This is a genomic window from Streptomyces sp. NPDC057654 (assembly GCF_042800135.1).
Taxonomy (GTDB): domain Bacteria; phylum Actinomycetota; class Actinomycetes; order Streptomycetales; family Streptomycetaceae; genus Streptomyces.
In genome coordinates this window covers 1-3,883 of sequence record NZ_JBHVHQ010000817.1, presented here as the reverse complement: position 1 = coordinate 3,883, position 3,883 = coordinate 1, and the positions used below count along the sequence as shown (strand labels likewise).

Sequence of the window (3,883 nt, the reverse complement as noted above, 5' to 3'; positions counted from 1 at the left end):
GTGGCGGCGGCCGCGTACCGCGTGGCGAGGCCGTTCGCGGAGGCCACCGCGCCCGCGCCGGGCAGCTCCATCGCGTGCAGGGCCGGGTCGTTCCAGCCGTGCGGCTCGTCGAGGCCGGGGAAGGCCAGCGCGCCGTTCATGGTGACGATGCGGGTGAGCAGGTGCTCGGGGCCCGGCATCGGGGGCCGCCCCTCGGCCTCGACGAGCCGGGCGACGTGGGCGGCCTCGGCGGCGGGCAGGCCGAGCCAGGCCCGCAGCCCCAGCGGGTCGCCGACGGTCTGGCGGATGTACGCGCCGGGGGTGAGACCGGTGATGCGGCGGACGACCTCGCCGACGAGGAAGCCGAAGACGTGGCCGTGGTACTCGTACGCGGCGCCCGGCTCCCACAGTGGCCGCTGTTCCTCGATGGCGCGGATCACCGGCGTCCAGCCGGCGATCTCCCCGAAGGGGACCGTCCGGTCGAGGGCGGCGAGCCCGGCCCGGTGGCCGAGGACCATGCGGCAGGTGACGGTCTCCTTGCCGTATTGCGCGAACTCGGGCCAGTACCGGCTCACCGGCGCGTCGAGGTCGAGGCGGCCCTCCTGCGCGAGGAGATGGGCGGCGAGGGCGACGAACCCCTTGGCGCAGGAGAAGACCGGAACGAGGGTCTCCGCGTCCCACGGCCGCCCCGTCCGCTCGTCCGCGACGCCGCCCCACAGGTCCACGACCTTGCGTCCGTCCACGAACACCGCCACCGCCGCGCCGAGTTCGGGGAACTCGGCGAAGTTCCGCGCGAAGGTGTCGGCGACGGCCCCGAAGCGCTCGTCGGCCCATCCGCTGTGCTGTCCCATCGCGTCCCGTCCTCCAGGTGGTGGCGCGCGGGGCGGCCAGGGCGTGCGCCCGCGCCCCACGGTCGTCGGCCGGGCCACGCTATGGTCCGCCCCGCCGCTGTGACCAGCGATTTTTTACGGGCCTGTGCAACCGGCAGCGCGATGGCGACCGGCATTTCGCGCACCCTGAAGCGCCCCGAGGCGCCGCACGCGGGCGTCGGGTTCCGGGCTCAGTGGGCGTTGTCGGTCGGGCGCAGGTCGTGGGGGATCAGGGTCCAGGCCATGGCGGCGGCGGCCAGGCTCAGGCCGGCGGCGGCGAGGAAGGCCGGGGTGATCGCGTCCGTGTAGGCGCCGGCGACGGTGCGCAGCAGGGCGTCGCCCGCCGGTCCGCCGATCTGATGCGCCACGTGGGCGGCCTCGCCGATGGAGTCCCGTACCGAGTCGGCCGTCGGCCCGTCGAGGCCGAGGGCGGGCAGGCCGCCTCGGTAGAGGGCGGTGGCCAGGCTGCCGAGGATGGCGACGCCGAGGGCCGCGCCCAGCTCGTAACAGGTCTCCTCGATGGCGGCGGCGCCGCCCACCTCGTCGGCCGGGGTGGCCGCCATCAGCGTGACGGACGCGACGGTGGTCGCCACCCCGACCCCGAGCCCCAGGATCGCGAGGCCCACGGCGAGGGCCGGGTAGCCGATGTCGGTGAACCGCTGGACGGTCCACGGCAGGGCGAGCCCCACGGCCATCACGACCAGGCCGGCGCCCAGGATGTGGCGGATGGGGAAGCGCTGCATCAGCGCCGGTGTGACGACGGAGGTGGCGATCAGCCCGAGCGGCGCGGGCAGCAGCCGCAGGCCCGCGGTGAAGGGGGTGAAGCCGTGCGCGTACTGGAGCCACTGCGTGGCCAGGAACAGCACCGCGCCCATGCCGACCATGCCCAGGAAGATGGCGGAGGCGGCGACCGAGAAGGAGCGGTTGGTGAACAGCCGGACCTGGAGCAGCGGGTTCTCCAGCCGCAGCTGGCGGCGGACGAAGACGGTCAGCGCGACGGCGGCCAGCAGCAGGAGAGCCCAGGGCAGCGGGGACGCGAGGCCGCTCTTGCCGAGCTGCTTGATGCCGCCCGCGAGGGCGAGCATGCCGACGACGGACTGGACCACGCCCCACCAGTCCCAGCGGCCGCCGCGCGGCGAGGACGACTCGGGCAGGAACCACGCGCCGAGCGCGATGATCACCGCGGCGACCGGCAGGTTCAGCAGGAACGCCGACTGCCAGCCGAAGTCCTGGACGAGCAGGCCGCCGATGACGGGGCCGAGCGCCATGCCGCCGCCGAAGACGGCCGCCCACACGGCGAACGCGAAGGCCCGTTCACGGGCGTCGGTGAAGACGTTCCGCAGGATCGACAGCGTGGACGGCATGATCGCCGCGCCGCCGACGCCCAGCAGGGCGCGGGCCGCGATCACATGCCACGCCTCGGTGGAGAAGACCGCCAGGAGCGAGGCGAACGCGAAGACGGAGAAGCCCGTGAGCAGCATCCGCTTGCGGCCCCAGCGGTCGCCGAGCGCCCCGGCGGTGACCAGCAGGCCGGACAGGGCCAGGGCGTAGACGTCGATGATCCACAGCTGTTCCACCGAGCCGGGCTGGAGGTCGGACACCAGGGAGGGGAACGCCACGTTGAGGATCGTGGTGTCCATCGCGATCAGCAGCAGGCTTCCCGACAGGATCGCGAGGACCAGCCAGCGCCGGGGGTCCGGCTGTCCGTTCGCGGCGGGGCGGGCGGCGGTGTGCATGAGGTTCCGTTCGAGGCGCGGCGGGTTCACGCGGGTGCGATACGTGAATGCCTCCGATGATACATAGATGTCTCATTCGGAGCGCTGAGGTCTCGGGGAGGTGAGGGATTCGCTTTTCGGTCGCGCGCCTTCATTGGATGCCATGTCGCCGAGAGCCGCATCTCGGCGCCGCAGGGCCCACGGCGCGCCCGGCTCAGGGCCTCCGCGCCACCAGCAGATCCACCACGTACGTCTCCTCCACCATTCCCGCCGGGAAGAGCCCGCCCAGCACCGCCCGCTCCTCGGCCAGGAACCGTGCCGTCCGGGCCTCGTCCAGGACGAGGAACGCCGAATGGCTGGTGATGTTGGCGAGATGGGTGTCGAGCGGGACGGTGCGGCTCCAGCGCAGCAGCCTGCGGGTGTGGGGGAGCTCCGCCAGCCCCGCGAGACGGCCGGCGCGGATGTCGTCCGGGCGCGCGCGGTCCTTCGGCTCCACCCCGCAGGCCCGCGCGATGCGCTCGTCCTGGGCGACGGCCCACGGTATGTCGGCGGAGTCCGTGTTCCACCACAGCGCGAGCGCGCCGCCGGGCCGCAGCACCCGCAGCGCCTCCGGCACGGAACGGGTGATGTCGGTCCAGTGCCAGGACTGGGCGTATGTCAGCAGATCGCGCGAGGCCGTCGCGAGCGGCAGCGCGTTCCCGTCGCCCCGTACGACCGGCACGTCGGGCAGCGCGCGGCGGAACTCCGCGGCCATGCCGTCGCCCGGCTCCACGGCGACGACCTCCGCGCCGCGCTCGCGCAGCAGGGCGGTGCCGATGCCGGTGCCCGCGCCGACGTCCGCCACGCGGGCGCCCGCCAGCGGGAACCCGCAGATCTCCGCCACGGAGTCCAGCACGGCGGGCGGGTAGGAGGGCCGGTTCGCGGCGTACTGGGCGGCGGCCGCGTTGAAGGAGTGGGCGCGTGAGAGGGAAGCCATACCCTCATCCTCGCGCGCCGCGCCGAACAGCGCGACGGAAATTGATCGTTGGGGCCTTGGCCGGTCACGGGCGTACAACAGCCGGCGCCGCCGGCCGGGAGAGTCCGGTCGGCGGCGACGGCACATGGTCCGTACGTACGGCCGTCCTACCGCAGCCGGGCCATCAGCGCGTGCTCCACCAACGTGATCAGCGCGCTCTTGGCCTCGCTGCGATGCCGGGCGTCCGTGACGATGATCGGCGCGTCCGGACCGATCTGGAGTGCTTCGCGGACTTCTTCGGGGGTGTAGGGCTGGTGTCCGTCGAAGCCGTTGAGGGCGATGACGAAGGGGAGGCCGCTGTTCTC

3 protein-coding genes and 1 pseudogene are annotated in these 3,883 nt (G+C 73.7%); all 4 read right to left on the bottom strand.

The features are described from left to right. Nucleotides 1-830: serine hydrolase domain-containing protein (locus ACFU99_RS36440; protein ID WP_384400766.1), on the bottom strand; the 830-nt coding region annotated here is incomplete at its 3' end. A gap of 209 nt (nt 831-1,039) precedes the next feature. Next, a complete protein-coding gene (locus tag ACFU99_RS36435) occupies nt 1,040-2,614 on the bottom strand; it encodes an MFS transporter (protein WP_384400763.1) in 1,575 nt (524 codons plus the stop codon). A 163-nt stretch (nt 2,615-2,777) separates the two neighbouring features. After that, nucleotides 2,778-3,539 carry a class I SAM-dependent methyltransferase gene (locus ACFU99_RS36430; protein WP_384400760.1) on the bottom strand — a complete coding sequence of 254 codons (762 nt, stop codon included), beginning with the start codon at nt 3,537-3,539 and terminating at the stop codon, nt 2,778-2,780. A gap of 146 nt (nt 3,540-3,685) precedes the next feature. Beyond that, nucleotides 3,686-3,883: pseudogene (locus ACFU99_RS36425) on the bottom strand (ATP-binding protein); the annotation flags it as partial.

Excerpts from the sequence above, each read along its gene's own strand:
- ACFU99_RS36430 (WP_384400760.1), bottom strand. The coding sequence starts at position 3,539 with ATGGCTTCCCTCTCACGCGCCCACTCCTTCAACGCGGCCGCCGCCCAG.